The organism is Micromonospora sp. NBC_00389, assembly GCF_036059255.1.
Classification (GTDB): Bacteria; Actinomycetota; Actinomycetes; order Mycobacteriales; family Micromonosporaceae; genus Micromonospora.
Genome location: NZ_CP107947.1, coordinates 2867756 through 2884262, shown reverse-complemented (window position 1 = coordinate 2884262; position 16507 = coordinate 2867756). Strand labels below are relative to the sequence as shown.

At 72.4% G+C, this 16507-nt stretch carries 19 protein-coding genes; 6 read left to right on the top strand and 13 right to left on the bottom strand.

From position 1 onward, the window contains the following. Positions 1–9: 9 nt before the first annotated feature. The 5 genes from OG470_RS13780 to OG470_RS13760 form a co-directional block, all read right to left on the bottom strand. On the bottom strand, positions 10–1020 hold the full coding sequence (locus OG470_RS13780) for an ADP-ribosylglycohydrolase family protein (protein WP_328424324.1): 1011 nt from the start codon (positions 1018–1020) through the stop codon (positions 10–12). A 30-nt stretch (positions 1021–1050) separates the two neighbouring features. After that, a complete protein-coding gene (locus OG470_RS13775; protein WP_328424322.1) occupies positions 1051–1416 on the bottom strand; it encodes a VOC family protein in 366 nt (121 codons plus the stop codon). 38 nt (positions 1417–1454) lie between these two features. Further along, on the bottom strand, positions 1455–2459 hold the full coding sequence (locus OG470_RS13770; RefSeq protein ID WP_328424320.1) for a methionine synthase: 1005 nt from the start codon (positions 2457–2459) through the stop codon (positions 1455–1457). Positions 2460–2546: 87 nt separating this feature from the next. Beyond that, positions 2547–3620: a tRNA 2-thiouridine(34) synthase MnmA gene (mnmA, locus tag OG470_RS13765; RefSeq protein ID WP_328424318.1), complete on the bottom strand. Its 1074-nt coding sequence runs from the start codon at positions 3618–3620 to the stop codon at positions 2547–2549. 186 nt (positions 3621–3806) lie between these two features. Further along, positions 3807–4982, bottom strand: a complete 1176-nt coding sequence (locus OG470_RS13760) for a cysteine desulfurase family protein (protein WP_328424316.1) — start codon at positions 4980–4982, stop codon at positions 3807–3809. A gap of 236 nt (positions 4983–5218) precedes the next feature. On the opposite strand from OG470_RS13760, the gene OG470_RS13755 reads away from it, so the two are divergent. Continuing rightward, complete coding sequence (locus OG470_RS13755) at positions 5219–5449, top strand: anti-sigma factor (protein WP_442931120.1); 231 nt, start codon at positions 5219–5221, stop codon at positions 5447–5449. A 134-nt stretch (positions 5450–5583) separates the two neighbouring features. Here the strand turns inward: OG470_RS13755 and OG470_RS13750 are convergent, their stop codons facing one another. The 4 genes from OG470_RS13750 to OG470_RS13735 all read right to left on the bottom strand — a co-directional run bounded on the left by OG470_RS13750 (position 5584) and on the right by OG470_RS13735 (position 8743). Continuing rightward, complete coding sequence (locus OG470_RS13750) at positions 5584–6543, bottom strand: electron transfer flavoprotein subunit alpha/FixB family protein (RefSeq protein ID WP_328424314.1); 960 nt, start codon at positions 6541–6543, stop codon at positions 5584–5586. A 14-nt stretch (positions 6544–6557) separates the two neighbouring features. Further along, entirely contained in the window at positions 6558–7337 is a 780-nt protein-coding gene (locus OG470_RS13745) for an electron transfer flavoprotein subunit beta/FixA family protein (protein WP_328424312.1), read from the bottom strand. Positions 7338–7535: 198 nt separating this feature from the next. Further along, the gene (locus OG470_RS13740) at positions 7536–7943 is read right to left on the bottom strand and encodes a hypothetical protein (protein ID WP_328424310.1); all 408 of its coding nucleotides are present in this window, start codon (positions 7941–7943) and stop codon (positions 7536–7538) included. A gap of 2 nt (positions 7944–7945) precedes the next feature. Beyond that, positions 7946–8743, bottom strand: a complete 798-nt coding sequence (locus tag OG470_RS13735) for a GNAT family N-acetyltransferase (RefSeq protein WP_328424308.1) — start codon at positions 8741–8743, stop codon at positions 7946–7948. Positions 8744–8805: 62 nt separating this feature from the next. Here OG470_RS13735 and OG470_RS13730 point away from each other — a divergent pair, with 62 nt between their 5' ends. Genes OG470_RS13730 through OG470_RS13710 form a run of 5 tightly spaced genes read left to right on the top strand, consistent with a single transcriptional unit; the run spans position 8806 to position 11965 of the window. Beyond that, positions 8806–9384 (top strand): IS607 family transposase, encoded by a 579-nt coding sequence (locus OG470_RS13730; protein WP_328424306.1) that lies wholly within the window; start codon positions 8806–8808, stop codon positions 9382–9384. Continuing rightward, a complete protein-coding gene (tnpB, locus tag OG470_RS13725) occupies positions 9381–10760 on the top strand; it encodes an IS607 family element RNA-guided endonuclease TnpB (RefSeq protein ID WP_328424303.1) in 1380 nt (459 codons plus the stop codon). The genes OG470_RS13730 and tnpB overlap by 4 nt, the downstream gene beginning before the upstream one ends. Before the next feature lie 28 nt (positions 10761–10788). After that, positions 10789–11181: a YidH family protein gene (locus OG470_RS13720; protein ID WP_328424301.1), complete on the top strand. Its 393-nt coding sequence runs from the start codon at positions 10789–10791 to the stop codon at positions 11179–11181. Positions 11182–11215: 34 nt separating this feature from the next. Then, positions 11216–11521 carry a DUF202 domain-containing protein gene (locus OG470_RS13715; RefSeq protein ID WP_328424299.1) on the top strand — a complete coding sequence of 102 codons (306 nt, stop codon included), beginning with the start codon at positions 11216–11218 and terminating at the stop codon, positions 11519–11521. Positions 11522–11548: 27 nt separating this feature from the next. Further along, a complete protein-coding gene (locus tag OG470_RS13710; RefSeq protein ID WP_328424297.1) occupies positions 11549–11965 on the top strand; it encodes a PLD nuclease N-terminal domain-containing protein in 417 nt (138 codons plus the stop codon). A 45-nt stretch (positions 11966–12010) separates the two neighbouring features. Here OG470_RS13710 and OG470_RS13705 read toward each other — a convergent pair whose 3' ends face one another. The 4 genes from OG470_RS13705 to OG470_RS13690 form a co-directional block, all read right to left on the bottom strand. Then, positions 12011–12820 (bottom strand): ABC transporter permease, encoded by an 810-nt coding sequence (locus tag OG470_RS13705; RefSeq protein WP_328424295.1) that lies wholly within the window; start codon positions 12818–12820, stop codon positions 12011–12013. Next, positions 12817–13788, bottom strand: a complete 972-nt coding sequence (locus tag OG470_RS13700) for an ATP-binding cassette domain-containing protein (protein ID WP_328424293.1) — start codon at positions 13786–13788, stop codon at positions 12817–12819. Before OG470_RS13700 ends, OG470_RS13705 begins: the two co-directional genes overlap by 4 nt. Positions 13789–13955: 167 nt before the next feature. Further along, positions 13956–15578, bottom strand: coding sequence for an acetolactate synthase (locus OG470_RS13695; RefSeq protein ID WP_328424291.1), 1623 nt, complete (start codon positions 15576–15578; stop codon positions 13956–13958). Positions 15579–15694: 116 nt separating this feature from the next. Next, positions 15695–16468 carry an enoyl-CoA hydratase/isomerase family protein gene (locus tag OG470_RS13690; RefSeq protein ID WP_328424289.1) on the bottom strand — a complete coding sequence of 258 codons (774 nt, stop codon included), beginning with the start codon at positions 16466–16468 and terminating at the stop codon, positions 15695–15697. Positions 16469–16507: the final 39 nt, after the last annotated feature.

The window sequence follows — 16507 nt, the reverse complement described above, 5'->3', positions numbered from 1 at the left end:
CGAACGGGATCAGTCCCAGGCCGCGCCGAGCGTGGCGAGCTGGTCGGCGTACTCGATGCGGTCGACCCAGGCGGGTGGCCAGGCGGTCATCCCGGCGGCCGCACCCACGAAGGCGCCGGCCAGGGCGGCGATCGAGTCGGAGTCACCGGCGGTGGTCGCACCCCGGGCCAGTGCCGAGACCGGGTCATCGGCGTGCCGTACCGCGCAGAGCAGAGCGGTGGCCAGCGCCTCCTCGGCCACCCAGCCATCCCCGGTGACCCGGCACGGGTCAGCGCCGTCATCCGGTTGGCCCAGGGCGGTCGTCAGTCGCCCCAGCACCGCCAGGCACTCGTCCCAGCCCTGGGCGATGAAGTCCTCCGGGGTCCGGACCCCGGGGCGCTGCCAGAGGTCACCCAGCCACTGCTCCCGGTACACCCGGCGCTGGGTGCGCGCCCGGTCGATGAGAATCGCGGGAAGCTCGGCGAGCGTGGCGCCCCCGCGCAGTGCGAAGACCGCGTACGCGGTGAGCTCGCTGGCAGCCAGCCCGGTCGGGTGGCCGTGCGTCAACCCGGCCTGTAGCTGGGCCAACCCGGCCAGCGTGTCCAGGTCCACGTCGAGCAACCCGACCGGCGTCACCCGCATGTTGGCGCCGCACCCCTTCGACCCGGCGACCGTCGCCTCCTGCCAGCGGAGCCCGCGACCCAGCTCGGCGCAGGCGCGCAGGCAGGTCATCCCCGGGGCGCGGTTGTTGTCCGGGCTGATCGCCCAGGCCAGGAAACGCCGCCGCAGCAGCGGCTCCACGACCTCCGGGGTGAGCGACGGCGCCTCGTGCAGCGCCCAGCCCACCGCCAGCGCCATCTGGGTGTCGTCGGTGACCAGCGCCGGCTCACCGGACAGCTCCCGCGGACCGGTCGGGCCGTACCGCCGCTCGATCTCGGCGACGGTCAGGAATTCGGTCGGCTTGCCCAGCGCATCGCCGTAGGCGAGACCGAAGAGCGATCCCGAGGCGCGCAGCGGAGAGTTGTGGATCACGGCGGCCATGATGCCCGGCCGTCGTGATCCACGCCAGGCTCAGTCCCAGCAGAGGCAGAACGGGTGGCCGGCCGGATCGGCGTAGACCCGCCAGCCGTCGCCCTCACCCGGCAGCCGTCGGGCGCCGAGCGCCAGCGCCGCCTTCTCGGCGGCCTCGACGTCGGTCACTGTCACGTCGATGTGGAACTGCTGCGGGCGCTCCGGATCAGGCCAGGCCGGCGGACGCAGGTTGAGCGCCCGCTGGAACGCCAGCCGGGGCTGCTGCCCGGGCGGGCCGCCCAGCACCACCCATTCGTCGTCGGAGTCGCCCTCGGCCAGAGGCATGCCGAGCAGCTCCGCGTAGAACGCGGCCAGCGCCCGCGGATCCGGGCAGTCGATCACCACTGAACGTAGCTGTCCAACCATGACGCTCATCCTGCCCCCACCAGGTACGACAGGAAACCTCAGTCCTCGACGAGGCGCCGGCCGGCGTCCCGGCAGGCGGCCAGCACCGTCCGGGCGTACTCCGGGGTGGCGCCGGCGAGGCCACAGGCCGGGGTGATCACCACCTGCTCGGCGAGCTGTCGACGGGGGAAGCCGAGGCGGTCCCAGAGCTGGCGTACCCGATCGGCGATCTGGGCGGAGGTCGGCGCCGGACCGGTCGACGGCGGCCGCGTCGGCGCGGCCCCGGCCAGCAACCCGAGGCCGGCGTCGATCGCCTCGCCCAGCGGGTCCAGCTCGGTGAGCAGGCCCAGGTCGAGGGCGACGGCGGCAGCGCCGGTCGACCGGATCAGCTCCAGCGGCACGTCCGGGGCGCAGCAGTGCACCACGGTCGGCACGCCGACCGCTTCGACGACCGTGCGCAGCAGCGCCGCCGCGTCCACCGACTCCACCGCCCGGTACGCGCCCAGCCCGCTCTCGGTGGGCACCCGCCCGGCCAGCACGGTCGGCAGCGACGGCTCGTCCAGTTGGAGCAGCACCGAGGCGTGCGGCAGTTGCCGGGCGACCGCCGCGACGTGCACGCGTAGCCCCTCGGCGAGGGAGTCGGTGAGATCACGGACCGCGCCGGGGTCACGCAGCAACCGGCCGCCGATCGGCAACTCCAGCGCGGCGGCCAGGGTGAGCGGGCCACCGGCCTGCACCTTGATCGGGCCGGCGTACTCCTCGGCCTGCTCGGCGAGCTGGTCCAGATCGCGTTCCAGCAGGTCGCGTGCACGGCGCAGGTCACGGCCCGGGCGCGGGGCGACCCGCCAACGGCCCGCGTACAGCTCGACGGGCAGCTCGACCAGCATTCCGGCGGTGCGACCGATCAGGTCGGCCCCGGGGCCGCGAGCCGGCAGCTCGGGCAGGTGGGGCAGCGCCGGAAGCTCGCCGAGGACCACCCGCTGGGCCTCGGCGATGTCGGTGCCGGGCAGCGAACCGATACCGGTTGCCGCGCCGGCCGGCCAGGGCCACGCCTGATCTGTCACGGCCGAAGGGTATCCGGTGCGCGAGATGCCCCGGGCTGCGACGGCCACCTCGCCGGCCCCGGCTCGCGGCGGCCGCTCAGCGCCGGGTCAGCCGGTGATGGTGGCGGAGCCGAGGACCACGTCGCCGGCCGGGTCCGGCCGGTACGCCACCACGGCCTGACCGGCGGCGACGCCGCGGACCGGCCGACGCAGCTCGGCGTGGAGCCGGTCGCCGTCGAGGGCCACGGTGGCCGGCACCACCTCGCCGTGCGCGCGCAGCTGCACCTCGCACTCGACCGGCGCGTCCGGACGCGAGCCACCGGTCCAGACCGGCCGCTCGGCGTGCACCTGGAACACCTCCAGCGCCTCGGCCGGGCCGACCGTCACCGTGTTGGTCTTCGGCGTGATGGAGAGCACGTAGCGCGGCCGGCCGTCCGGGGCGGGTCGGTCCAGGTGCAGCCCGCGACGCTGGCCCACGGTGTACGCGTACGCGCCGGTGTGGCTGCCGACCACCGCGCCGGTGCTCGCGTCCACCACGTCGCCGGGCGCCGCACCGAGCCGGCCAGCCAGGAAGCCCCGGGTGTCGCCGTCGGCGATGAAGCAGATGTCGTGCGAGTCCGGCTTGTCGGCCACCGCCAGGCCGCGCTCGGCGGCCTCCACGCGGACCTGCGCCTTGGTCGAGTCGCCGAGCGGGAAGATCGACCGGTCCAGCTGCTCGCGGGTGAGCACGGCCAGCACGTACGACTGGTCCTTGGCCACGTCGACGCTGCGCCGCAGCAGCCCGTCCGGGCCGAGCCGGGCGTGGTGGCCGGTCACCACCGCGTCGAAGCCCAGGGCCACCGCCCGGTCCAGCACCGCCGTGAACTTGATCTTCTCGTTGCAGCGCAGGCAGGGATTCGGCGTACGGCCGGCCGCGTACTCGGCCACGAAGTCGTCCACCACGTCGGCGTGGAACCGGTCGGCCATGTCCCAGACGTAGAACGGGATGCCGATCACGTCGGCCGCTCGCCGGGCGTCCCGGGAGTCCTCCAGGGTGCAGCAGCCACGCGCCCCGGTCCGGTAGGTCTGTGGATTGCGAGCCAGCGCCAGGTGCACGCCGGTCACGTCGTGCCCGGCCGCCACCGCCCGCGCCGCCGCCACGGCCGAGTCAACCCCGCCCGACATAGCCGCCAACACCCTCACCAGCCCACTCCCCTTCCCTCCCCCCAGCCTATCCACCGACCCAACCCACCCCCATCCCCGCCACAACACCCCGCCCCCGCTCCGTCGATCATGGAGTTGTGGTGGGGGACAAAAGCCGCCTGCCATCGCACTCCGGGCACCACGACCCCATGATCGACCGGGTGAGGGGTGGCCGGGGCGGGGGGGTTAGCGCTGGGTGCGGTGGGCGGCGGCTCGGCGGGCGCGGTCGACGGCCGCCGGGAGGGCGGCGATGAGGGCGTCGATCTCGGTCTGGGTGCTGGTGTGACCGAGGGTGAAGCGCAGCGAGGAGCGGGCGCGGTCATCGTCGGCGCCCATCGCCAGCAGCACGTGCGAGGGCTGGGCCACCCCGGCCGAGCAGGCCGAGCCCGTCGAGCAGGCGATGCCCTGGGCGTCGAGCAGGAGCAGCAGGGCGTCGCCCTCGCAGCCGGGGAAGGAGAAGTGCGCGTTACCGGGCAGCCGGTCGACCGGGTCACCGTTGTAGATCACCTCGGGCACCGCCTGGCGGACCCGCTCGATCAGGTCGTCACGGAGCGCGGCCACCCGGGCCGCGTACTCCTGCTGGCCCTTCACGGCCGCCTCGACGGCGACCGCGAAGGCGACGATGCCGGCGGTGTCCAGGGTGCCGGAGCGTATGTCGCGTTCCTGGCCGCCACCGTGCAGCAGCGGCGTGGCCGCCACGTCCCGGGCGAGCAGCAGCGCCCCCACCCCGGTCGGACCGCCCAGCTTGTGCCCGGTGACGGTCAGCGCGGCGACCCCGCTGGCGGCGAAATCGACCGGCACCTGACCGACGGCCTGGATGGCGTCCGTGTGGAACGGCACGCCGTGCTCGGCGGCGACGGCGGCCAGCTCGGCTACCGGCTGGACGGTGCCCACCTCGTTGTTCGCCCACATCGCGGTGACCACGGCCACCCGGTCGGTGTGCGCTGCCAACTCGGCGCGCAGGTCCTCCGGGTCGAGTCGACCGGCGGCGTCCACCGGCAGCCAGCCGACCTCGGCCCCCTCGTGCTGGGCCAGCCAGTCCACCGCATCCAGCACCGCGTGGTGCTCGATGGCGCTGGAGACCACCCGTCGGCGGTCGGGGCCGGCTCCCCGGCGGGCCCAGAAGATGCCCTTGACCGCAAGGTTGTCGCTCTCCGTGCCACCACCGGTGAAGATCACCTCGGAGGGCCGGGCGCCCAGGACGGCGGCCACCCGCTCGCGCGACTCTTCGACCCGGCGGCGGGCACGGCGACCCGCCGCGTGCAGGGAGGACGCGTTGCCGACCTCGCGGGCGGTGGCGACGTACGCCTCCAGTGCCTCATCGAGCATCGGAGTGGTCGCCGCATGATCCAGGTAAGCCATCACCGTTCAGCCTACGGCCGACAGGTCGGAGACCGGATGGCGGAGGGGACTCCGGTGAGCGGCCGACCCCGGAGGCCCCCGCTCGACGCGGTACGGCCGGGGCGGGAAGAGGTTCCTCTCCCCCGTCCCCGCCCGCATCCGGACCGGGTCCGGGAGACCGGCGCGGTGGCTGGTCCCGCTGGGCGGCTGCCAACGGTGACGCCCGGGTCTTCCAGGGCGGCCAACTACATCTGCACGTGGCGAATCTCCCGCGCGTGCCGGGGTACTACGAGGTCTGGCTCATCAACCCGACGACGATGCAGATGTTCTCGGTCGGCACCCTCGGTGACGGCCCGGACGCGCTGCTGCCCCTGCCCTCGAACGTCGACCTGCGCTCCTACTCGGTGGTCGACGTCTCCGCCGAGCAGTACGACAACAAGCCCGCCCATTCCGGCGACAGCCTGCTGAGGGGCACCCTGACGGGCTGATCGGCGGGTCGGCTCAGCTCCCCGGCCCGCCGATCAGCTCCCTTTCCGCCAGCACGAAAGTGGCCGCCCACTCGGGCGGCCACTGTTCGTCGTGCGGTGCCGGGGTGTGCCGTTGGGCGGCAGCCCCGGGTCGGTCACTTCCGCTTGCGGATCTCCTCGGCGGCCTGCGGGACGATCTTGAACAGGTCGCCCACCACGCCGAAGTCGGCCAGCTCGAAGATCGGCGCCTCGCCGTCCTTGTTGACCGCGACGATGGTCTTCGAGGTCTGCATGCCGGCCCGGTGCTGGATGGCACCGGAGATGCCGAGCGCGACGTAGAGCTGCGGGGAGACCGTCTTGCCGGTCTGGCCCACCTGGAACTGGTGCGGGTAGAAGCCGGAGTCGACCGCCGCGCGGGACGCGCCGACGGCGCCGCCGAGCAGGTCGGCCAGCTCCTCGACCAGCTTGAAGTTGTCCGCGTTGCCGACACCGCGACCGCCGGAGACGACCACGCCGGCCTCGGTCAGCTCGGGGCGGGAGCCCTTCTGCTCGGCGACCCGCTCGACGACCTTGGCCAGCTTGTCGCTGTCGGTGACCGACACCGTGAGCTGCTCGATCGTCGGGGTGGCCGCCGCCGCGGTCGGGGTGACCGAGTTGGGCCGGACGGTGACCAGCGGCAGGCCCTTGGTGACCTTGGACTTGACGATGGTGGAGCCGGCGAAGGCGATCTGGGTGGCGGTGCCGTCGGCGGCCAGGCCGACCACGTCGGTCAGGATGCCGTTCTCCAGCTTGACGGCGAGCCGGGCGGCGATCTCCTTGCCCTCCTGCGCCGAGGCCAGCAGCACGGCGGCGGGCTGTACCCGCTTGACCAGCTCGGCCAGCACGGTGGCCTTGGGGGCCACCAGGTAGCCGTCGATCTCGTCACCCTCGGCCGCGTAGATCTTCTCCGCGCCGTACTCGCCCAGCTTGCCGCTCAGCGCCTCGGCCGCACCAGCGCCGCCGAGCACGACCGCGCTGGGCGTGCCCAGCTCGCGGGCGAGGGTGAGCATCTCCAGGGTGACCTTCTTGACGCCGAATTCCTTGGTGGCTTCGACGACGACGAGAACCTCAGACATGTCCAGACCCGCTCTCACACGAACTTCTCGGTAGCGAGGAACTCGACCAGCTTGACGCCGCCCTCGCCCTCGTCGGTGATCTTGGCTCCGCCGGAGCGCGGCGGGCGCTTGGTGTGCTCGACCACGGCGCTGGTGGCGCCGTCGAAGCCCACCTCGGTCGGTGCGACGCCGAGGTCGGCCAGGGAGAACGTCTGCACCGGCTTCTTCTTGGCGGCCATGATGCCCTTGAAGGAGGGGTAGCGCGGCTCGTTGATGGTGTCCCAGACGGAGACCACGGCCGGGGTGGAGGCGGTGACGACCTCGTAGCCCTCCTCGGTCTGCCGCTCGACGGTCAGCGTGCCACCGTCGACGGTGAGCTTGCGGGCGCCGGTGAGCGCCGCGACGCCGAGCCGCTCGGCGAGCATGTGCGGCATGACCTGGACCCGACCGTCGGTGGACTCCGCGCCGCAGATCACCAGGTCGGCGTTGAGCTGACCGAGCGCGGCGGCGAGCACCTTCGAGGTGGAAACCGCGCAGGAACCGTGCAGGGCGTCGTCCACCACGTGCACGGCCTTGTCCGGGCCCATGGAGAGCGCCTTGCGGATCGACTCGGTCGCCCGGTCCGGACCCATGGTCAGGATGGTGACCTCGCCACCGTGCGCCTCCTTGATCTTCAGCGCCTCCTCGATGGCGTACTCGTCCATCTCGTTGATCACGTTGTTCGCCGAACCGCGGTCGACGGTGTTGTCGTCATTGCGCAGGTTGCGGTCCGCGCCCGAATCAGGCACCTGCTTGACGAGTACGACGATATTCATCGCGTTCGACGACCCTCCTGTGTGGTGATGCGATTCGCTCGCCCGGTCTCGGGCGCAGCCTCGCGCGTCGGTCGACGCCCGGTCAACCGCGGGCTGCTGTGCAGTTGCCCACGGCGCAATGTTACCTGCCAGTAGGTTGCGGGCCCCGGGGCACTCAGAGTGACACAGCTCACCGATGTCGCCGGGACCGCCGCCTGCTCAGGCCGGTCCGGCCAGCGCACCCCGGATCCGGTCGATGGCCGCGGCCTCCGCCGGAGCCACCCCGTCGTGCGCCCGGGCCACCCGGTCCGCCGCCGTCAGCACCACCTCTCGGTACGCCTCCACGTCCGCCGGCGACTTCTCCCGCAGGATCCGCACCGCCCGACCGAGCGCCGGCAGCACCACCGACTCGATCTCCAGCTGGGAATCCCGGGGCAGCCGGGGCAGCGGACCGCTGGTCAGCGCATCCTTGACGACCCCGCTGGCGTCGGCCAGCGCGCCGGAGGCGGCGAAGCTCTCCCGGATCACCCCCAACACGCCCGGGGCGGCGTTGGAGACCAGGAACACGGCGCCAAAAACACCGGTCTTGAGGGTCAGCCGCTCATCTTCCGTCAACCGCTGCTCCATGATCACGGAGTGTAGACGTACGGGGTGGTGGTGGTGACCGGGACGAGGCCGAGCCGCTGAAGGATCGGCCGGCTGTCCTCGGAGGCGTCGACCTGCAGCAGCGTCCGGTCCCGCTGGTCGGCCAGCCGGGCCCGATAGGTGACCAGCGCCCGGTAGATGCCCTTGCGACGCCACTGCGGCAGGGTGGATCCGCCCCAGAGGGTGGCGAAGCCGGTGTTCGCCGGGAAACGCACCCAGCCAGCGCTCACCACCGTCTCGCCCGCCTCGGCCACCACCACCGTGATCGAGTGCGGATCGGCGTCGATCTCCTTGGCCAACCCCGTGACGAGGTGCGAGCGGTCCTCCTGCCAGACCTCCTCCTCCATGGCGGCGATCCGCTCCAGGTCGGCCTGGCTGCTCACCTCACGCAGGCGTACCCCCTCGGGGGCGACCGGCAGCGCGGCCGCCAGCGGCGCGACCGGGCCGACCACCACGGTCTCCCGGTCCTCCGCCACGAACCCGGCGGCACGCAGGCGGTCCGCCAGGTCCGCTGGCTCGTCGTGCTCGTTGAGCTTCCACTCCACCGACTGACCGCGCTGGCGGAACAGCTCCACCTGCCGGGCGATCAGCGCGTCCAGCTCGTCTCCGGTCAACCCGCCGAGGTCGCGATAGGTGAGGAACCCGCCGGCGTCGAGCCCGATGATCCGGACCAGCGGCCCGTCCCGCTCCACGGTCACCCCGGCTGGCACCGGGTCCGGGATCTCCGGGCGGAGTTGGGTGTCATAGGCGGTGCGCAGCGTCATCACGTCGAGATCGGTCACCGCCCCAGGCTAAGCCGGAGGGGGTGCAACAGCTAACGATTAAAACGCAATATGATGCAGGAGTGAACTTGAAGGAGTGGGCGGCACGCGAAGGTGTGCACCACACGACGGCGTACCGGTGGTTCCGGGAAGGCAAGCTGCCGGTCCCGGCGCGCCGGGTCGGCAGGCTGATTCTGGTCGACCCGGCGGCGACCGAGCCCGCTGCGGAAGGCGTCACCGCCGTCTACGCCCGGGTGTCGTCGGCCGATCAACGCGCGGACCTGGACCGGCAGGTGGTCCGGGTGACCGTGTGGGCGACCGGGCAGAACCTGGCAGTGTCACGGGTGGTGACCGAAGTCGGGTCCGCGCTCAGCGGGCGCCGCAAGGAGTTCCTCGCCCTGCTGCGCGACCCGGCCGTGACGACGATCGTGGTCGAGCATCGGGACCGGTTCGCCCGCTTCGGCGCGGAGTACGTCGAGGCCGCTCTGTCGGCGCAGGGCCGACGGCTGCTGGTTGTCGACCCGGCCGAGGTGGACGATGACCTGATCGGCGATGCGACCGAGGTCCTGACGTCGCTGTGTGCCCGGCTCTACGGCCGCCGGGCGGCGGCGAACCGGGCCACCCGGGCTGTCGCCGCGGCCACCGCCGAGGACGAGTCGTGATCGTCAACCAGGCGTTCCGGTACGCGTTGGACCCCAACGCAACCCAACTCGCCGCCCTGGCGTCGCACGTCGGGGCCAGCCGCAAGGCGTTCAACTGGGCACTTGGATTAGTCAAGGCGCAGATGGACCAGCGGGCCGCGGAGAGAACCTACGGTCTGACCGGCGACCAGCTCACCCCGGCTGTGTCATGGACGCTGCCCTCGCTGCGTAAGGCGTGGAACGAGGCCAAGGGCGACGTGGCGCCGTGGTGGGCGGAGAACTCCAAGGAGGCGTACGCCGCCGGGATCCGTAACCTGGTGCGTGGTCTGGACACTTGGCGGGACTCGAAGTCTGGCAAACGCAAAGGGCCGAAGGTCAACTTCCCGCGGTTCAAGGGCAAGCGGACTGAGGCGAAGTCGTGCACGTTCACCACCGGCGTCATCCGGGTCGAGCCGGACCGCAAGCGCGTCACGCTGCCCCGGCTGGGCACGATCAAGCTGCACGAGTCGGCCCGTAAACTGGCCCGCCGCCTGGACGCCGGCACCGCCCGCATCCTGTCCGCGACGGTGAAGCTGAACGCCGGCCGCTGGTACGTGTCGTTCTCCTGCGAGGTGGACCGCCAGATCGGCGCCCATGAGAAACCGGCCGCAGTGGTTGGTGTCGACGTGGGCATCAAGCATCTCGCCGTGCTGTCCACCGGCGACGTGATCGACAACCCGCGGCACTTCACTGGCGCAAGTGAGCACCTGCGTCGTCTGTCGCGGCGGGTGTCCCGCCGGATCGGTCCCGACCGGCGCTCGAAGCAGGAAGCGTCCAAGCGCTGGCTGAAAGCCAACGCCGACCGGTCCCGGGCGTACGCGCGGGTGGCGAATCTACGCCGCGACGGCCTGCACAAGCTGACCAGCACGCTTGCCGCCGAGTACGCCACGATCGTGGTGGAAGACCTCAACGTTGCCGGGATGCTCCGCAACCGGAAGCTCGCCAAGGCCATCAGTGACTGCGGGTTCGGCGCCATCCGCACCATGCTGGATTACAAGACGACGTGGAACGGTGGTCGGCTGGTCACGGCCGACCGGTTTTTCCCGTCCAGCAAGACCTGTTCGGCCTGCGGAGCGGTGAAAGCCAAGCTGCCACTGCAGGTCCGGACCTACGAATGCGAAGGCTGCGGAATGGTTCTCGACCGGGATCTGAATGCGGCCAGGAATCTAGCGCGGCTAGTGCAGCGCGAGGCGGGTACCGGAGTGGCCGGAGACCCGGAGCCGCAAGGCTCGAACGGACGTGGAGCCGACCGTAAGACCCCGCTCGCGGGGCCGGTGGCCGTGAAGCGTCCACCCCGACCGGGGATCGTCGTCCGGCAACGGCCGACTGCCGATCTGCTGCCAACGACAGCATCATGAACGGCAACGGAAGCGGATAATTGGCAGCGTGTGGGAGGCGATCAGGCGGTGGTTCGACCCGGCGGACCTGCGCTCGGTCGGCGAGCCACCGGACTACCGGTTCTCCCTGGCCAACGAGCGCACCTTCCTGGCCTGGCTGCGTACCGGCCTGGCGCTGGTCGGCGGCGGGCTGGCCGCCGCGCAGTTCCTGCCGCCGCTGCCGCTGACCCACCTGCGGGAGGTGATCGCGGTCGCGCTGCTGCTGCTCGGCGGCGCCGTCGCGGTCCGCGCCGTGGACCACTGGGCGCGAACCGAACGGGCCATCCGGCTCGGCCAGGAGCTGCCCGCCTCCCGCTTCCCCGCGATCCTCGCCCTCGCCGTCGGAGCCGGCGCCGTGCTGCTGGTGGTCGCGGTGCTGGTCCGGGCGGTCGGCGAACCGTGACCGGCGGCCAGCGCCCAAGGCCGGGGTTCGGCCGGTGACCGCCGGGCGCGATCCGGGGCTGCAACCGGAGCGGACCCGGCTGGCCTGGCGGCGCACTGCGCTGACACTGACCGTGGTGACCGCGCTGGCCGTCCGGCTGGGGTCGACCGGCGACCCGACCGGGGCGCTGATCGCCGGCGCAACCGTGCTGGTCTGGGGGGCCGTGCTCGTGCTCTGCTGGCCCCGGGCCACCGGCACCGGGCCGGCGCGCACCGGCGGCCGCACGCTGCCCCTGGTCGCGCTGGCCACCGTCGGGCTCGCACTGCTGGGTGTGCTGCTGGTGGTTCGCCGACTGTGGTGACGGGACAGGGTGCGCCATGATAGGCGTATGGCCCGGCTGTACGTACTCCTCTTCCTGGCGCAGATCGTCCTCGCGGTCTGCGCGCTGATCAGCTGTCTCTCCGCCGAGGAGGGCCAGATCCGTGCCCTGCCCCGGATCGCCTGGGTGCTGATCATCCTGTTCTTCCCGCTGATCGGTTCGATCGCCTGGTTCCTCGCTGGCCGGGAGCCCAGCGCCGGGACCCGCAAGGCCGGGCCGGCCGGCAACGGCCGCACCGGGCGGCAGCGCCCGCGCCCGCTCGCCCCGGACGACGACCCGGAGTTCCTCCGCTCGGTGCAGGACCGCGCCCAACAGCAGGACCAGGAGCTCTTCCGCCGCTGGGAGGAAGACCTGCGCCGACGCGAGGACGACCTGCGCCGCCACGACGGTGATCCGCCGCGTGAGGGTGACCGGCCGGAGGTGTGAGCACCGGCCCGGCCGCGCCGGTGCCGGCGACCGGGCCGCTGCGGGTCAGACCCGACGCTTGAGCCCGCGCACCGCCAGCGGTGCGAAGATCACCGCGATGCCGAAGCCCCAGAGCAGTGTCTGGAGCACCGGGCCGGCTACCGGCCCGCCGACCAGGAGCCCGCGCAGCGCGTCGGCCACCACGGTCACCGGGTTGACCTCCACCCAGTTCTGCAACCAGCCCGGCATCCGGTCGGTGGGCACGAAGATGTTGCTGGTGAAGGTCAGCGGGAAGATCACCATGAAGCCGAAGATCTGCACCTTGTCCGGTTCGCTCACCAGTACCCCGACCAGCACCGAGATCCAGGACGCGGCCAGCGTGAACGTCAGCAGCAGCGCGAACGCCCCGACCACCCCGAGCAGCCCGTTGCCGACCCGGAAGCCCAGGATCGCCCCGACGCCGAGCAGCAGCGCGATCGACCAGGCCTGCTTGACGGTGTCGGCGAGGATCCGGCCGGCCAGCGGCGCCCAGCGGGCGATGGGCAGCGCCCGGAGCCGGTCGAAGACGCCCTTGGTGAGGTCGTTGTTCAGCCCGAACCCGGTCGTCATGGTGGCGAAGAGCGCGTTCTGCACCATGATGCCGGGCAGCATGAAGGTGAGGTACTCGCCGGACGAGCCGGCGATGGCGGTGCCGAAGACGTAGGTGAACAGCAGCACGAACATCACCGGCTGGATGCTCAGGTCGAGCAGCTCCATCGGGTTGTGCTTGATCTGCACCAGGCTGCGCCAGGCCAGCGTGAACGTGTGCCGCAGCCCGGCGGCGGGACCGAGCCGGCGGGCCGGCGTCCGCGCAGGGGTGAGAGTGGCGGCGGTCATGCCGAGGTCCTTTCCAGGTCGGTGTCGGCCGGGGCGTCCTCGGCCCGGTGGCCGGTGAGGGAGAGGAAGACCTCGTCCAGGCTGGCGCCGCGCAGCGCCAGCTCGGCGACCGGGATGTCGGCGGCGTCGAGGCGACTCACCACCGCGGGCAGCACGCTGGGGTCGTTCACCGCGACGGTGACGGCGTTCTGGGCCACCTCGGGGGTCACGCCGGACACCTCGCCAGCGATGGCGACCACGGTGCCCAGGTCGGTGAGCTCGGCCGGTCGCACGGTCAGGGTCTGCCCGCCGGTCTTGGCCTTCAGCTCCTCGGGCGTGCCCTGGGCGATCACCCGGCCATGGTCGACGACCGCGATCTCCCCGGCGAGCTGATCGGCCTCCTCCAGGTACTGCGTGGTGAGCAGCACCGTCACCCCGTCGGAGACCAGGGTGCGGACGATGTCCCACAGGTCGTTGCGACTGCGCGGGTCCAGGCCGGTGGTCGGCTCGTCGAGGAAGAGCACCTGCGGCCGGCCGACCAGGCTGGCGGCGAGGTCCAGCCGACGCCGCATGCCGCCGGAGTAGGTCTTGGCGGCCCGGTCGGCGGCGTCGCTGAGCTGGAAGTCGGCGAGCAGTTGGCGGGCGCGCAGCCTGGCGTCGGCCCGGCTCAGCCCGAGCAGCCGGCCGATCAGCAGCAGATTCTCCGCGCCGGTCAGAGTCTCGTCGACCGAGGCGTACTGGCCGGTCAGGCCGACCAACTGGCGCACCTGGTGGGCTTCGCGGACCACGTCGAAACCACCGACGGTGGCGTGCCCCTCGTCGGGGCGCAGCAGGGTGGCGAGCACCCGTACGGCCGTGGACTTGCCGGCGCCGTTCGGCCCGAGCAGGCCGAAGACGGTCCCGGTCGGGACCGCCAGATCAACGCCGGCGAGAGCGGTGGTGGCGCCGAAGCGACGCACCAGACCCTCGGCGCGGACTGCGTAGTCCATCGCAACTCCTGTCGTCTCCGGTGGTGGCACCACCATGGGCGACAGGGCTGACAGCCCGCCGATCCCGGGCTGACGTTACGACGATCGGCGCTGACATTCCGCTGATTTAGCTGCGGAAAGACCGCGCCGCCGCCCGCTGGGCGGGCGACGGCGGCGGCAGTTGCGACTCAGGCCAGGTTCGACGACCGGGGGTACGCGTCGGTCGGGTCGGTGAGCACGTTGACCAGGTACGGCACTCCGGCGTCGAACGCCCGCTGCAACGCCGGACCCAGGTCGGCGGCCTTGGCGACCGTCTCCCCCGCACCGCCGAGGGCGCTGACCACCGTGTCGTAGCGCAGCTCCGGCTGGAGGTCGGCGGCCACGTCGTAGCCGTACATGGCCTGCATCGGGTGCTTCTCCAACCCCCAGATGCCGTTGTTGCCGACCACGATCACCACCGGCAGCTTCTGGCGGACCAGCGACTCGACGTCCATCAGCGAGAAGCCGGCGGCGCCGTCGCCCATCAGCACGCAGATCTGCCGGTCCGGGTGGCTGACCCGGGCGCCCATCGCGTAGCCCATGCCGGTGCCCAGGCAGCCGTACGGACCCGGGTCCAGCCAGGTGCCGGGCTGGGCCGGCTCCAGGTACCGCCCGGCGTACGAGACGAAGTCGCCACCGTCGCCGATGGTGATCGCGTCACGGGCCAGCACCCGGCGCAGCTCGCCATAGATCCGGGCCGGCCGGATCGGGTCGGTCTCGGCGGCCATCTCCGCCGCGTCGCGGGCCCGGGCCGCGTCCTCGGCGGCGCGCAGGTCGGCGATCCAGCCGCTGTGGTCGGCCCGGTCACCGGCGTGGTCGGCCAGCGCGGAAAGGATCAGGCGCAGGTCGCCGGCGGGAGCGGCGGCCGGCTGCACGTGCCCGGCCCGCTGGCTGGGCGCGTCGACGATGTGCACCACCTTGGCGTCGCCGAAGTCACCGAAGCTGAGCCGGAAGTCGAGCGGGGTGCCGACCACCACGACCACGTCGGCGCCGGAGAGCGCGGCCCGGCGCGCCTTGGCGAAGGCGAGCGGGTGCTCCGGCGGGAGCGAGCCGCGGCCCATGCCGTTGGTGAAGACCGGCACCTGCAACGCCTCGGCCGCCTCGCGCAGCGCGGCCACCGCGTCGCCGGCGTACACGTCGGAGCCGGCGATGATGACCGGCCGCTGCGCGCTGGCGATCAGCGACGCGGCCCGGGCAACCTCGTCCGGGTCCGGCGCGACGGGGTCGATGCCGCTCGGGGCGGGCACCTCGGCCTCGGCGACGGAGAAGACCGTCTCCAGTGGGAAGTCGAGGAAGGCCGGCCCGCGGTGCGGGGTGAGCGCGGCGGTGAGCGCGGCGCCCACCGCGCGCGGGATGTCGTCGGTGCTGAACACCGTCTCGGCGTGCTTGGTGACCGGGGCGACCAGCGGCAGGTGGTCCATCTCTTGGAGGCTGCCCGAGCCCCAGCGGAACGCCGGCGCCCGGCCCCCGAGCACCAGCACCGGGGAGGCGTTGAAGTAGGCGCTGGTCATGCCGGAGATGCCGTTGGTGACACCGGGACCGGCCGTGAGCACGGCGAGGCCGGGACGGCGCTGGAGCTTGGCCACCGCCTCGGCGGCGAAGACCGCGGACTGCTCGTGCCGGACGTCGTAGATCGGGAAGTCGTTCCGGTGCGCGGCGTCGTAGAGCGGGAAGACGTGGCCACCGGAGAGGGTGAACATCTCGCGCACCCCGTACGCCCGCAGCGCCGCGAGCGCCAGCTCCCCGCCGTGACCTTCGACCCGCTCCGTCATCGCCGCTCCCCTTCGTCGCTCATGACCGAAGCCACACGCTACTGGCCGGTAAGCAGAATGTGAACCGTCCTCGGCTCACCGTCGGGCCGGCGACACGCGCCGCCGGCCCCGTCCGCTCAGCGGCCGGTGAAGCCCGGCTTGCGCTTCTCGACGAAGGCCGCCATGCCCTCGCGCCGGTCGTCCGTGGCGAACAGCGCCGCGAAGAGCTGACTCTCCCAGGCCAGGCCCGAGTTCAGGTCCATGTCCAGGCCGCCGTCGACCGCCAGCTTCGCCGCGCGCAGGGCCTGCATCGGCCCGTTCAGGTACGGCGTGACCAGGGCGACCGCCGCGTCGTAGACCTCGGCGGCCGGGACGACCCGGTCGGCCAGGCCGATCCGGAGCGCCTCCTGCGCGTCCACCATCCGCCCGGACATGATCAGATCCTTGGCCCGGGCCGGGCCGACCAGGCGGGCCAGCCGCTGGGTGCCGCCCGCGCCGGGGATGATGCCCAGCTTGATCTCCGGCTGGCCGAGCTTGGCGTCCTCGGCCACCACCCGCCAGTCGCAGGCCAGCGCCAACTCGCAGCCCCCGCCGAGGGCGTAGCCGGTGATCGCGGCGACGACCGGCTTGGGGATCCGGGCGATCGCGCCGAGCGCACTGGACAAGTTCGCGGCCCGCTCAGCCATGTCCACGTAGGACATCTCGGCCATCTGCTTGATGTCCGCACCGGCGGCGAAGACCTTCTCCCCGCCGTACACGATGACGGCGCGGACCTCGGGGTCGTCGGTGGCCGCCGTAGCGGCGGCGCGCAACTCCTCCTGCACCTGGGTGTTGAGCGCGTTCATCGGCGGCCGCTCCAGCCGGATGGTGCCGATGCCGTCCTTGGTCTCCAGCCGAACGAACTCGCCCACGCTGCCCTCACTTCCTCGTCGAAGTCGCGTGCCAACCTT